We start from the raw sequence: 976 nt of genomic DNA on the forward strand, positions 1-976 counted from the left end.
ATAAGGATAATTTTGAGTTCCTAGGTTTTGATGAATATATAAAAGATGAGCTTTTTGTAAAAAGATTCTGGATGTTTTTTATTTGGAATGCTATTTGTTCAAGAAGTAATTATGGTGGTAAAAATCGAAATCTTATAATTTCCTTAGATAAACTAGATGTTCATAGTAAAATCATTAATTTAATTCAAAATAATGAAATTTACTCGGAAATCGAAGATGAACTCAATGAAATAAATAATAAGCTAAAAGGTAAGGATAAGCGACTTATATTAACATTCGACCAACTTGATAATATTGTTAAACCATTTTTGTGGAATGATGTCATATCACCGTTAGTCAAAATAGCGATGCGGTTTCCTTATGAATATATTCAACCAAAGCTTTTTTTACGTCGAGATTTATATGAACGATTAGGTAATTTAACAAATAAAAGTTCTTTTAGCGCAAGAGCCATAAATTTGGAATGGTCACAAAATGAAATTTTTTCATATTTTTTAAAAATTGTTTTCAGTTACTCAAAGGAAAACTTTTTTGAGTTTTTAAAAAAATCATTATCAAGCCATGAACTTGTTACTCAAATAAGAAAAAAATTAAAAACAAAAAACAATGAACATAATCAACTACCATTAGATAAATATCTTATTCAACCTGTTGTAAATGCTTTTTTTGGAGATCCAAAACCCAAAAAAAATGGGAGACTAAGCACAGCATATGAAGATTTGTATCGTAACATACAAAGCGCAGATAAAACTGTTAATTTACGCCCTTTTATTGATTTGATTTCTAATGCAATTAAAGAACAGGAAGATCAAGAATCAGACAGAGGGTATAGGCAAGGTGCTATTATTGGGTTAGCGTATTGCACAAGTAAACAAGTAAGGAAAAATGCAGTAGTGAATTATTTAGAAGATCTTTGGAATGAGCGTGGCAATGAATTTGTTAAATACTTCTGCCAAGATATATCTAACAATAAAGT

1 pseudogene is annotated in these 976 nt (G+C 28.3%); it reads left to right on the forward strand.

The window, feature by feature from the left end:
* Positions 1-976 (forward strand): annotated as a pseudogene (locus tag J5224_RS30235) (hypothetical protein); the annotation flags it as partial.

This window comes from Candidatus Symbiopectobacterium sp. NZEC135 (assembly GCF_025962695.1).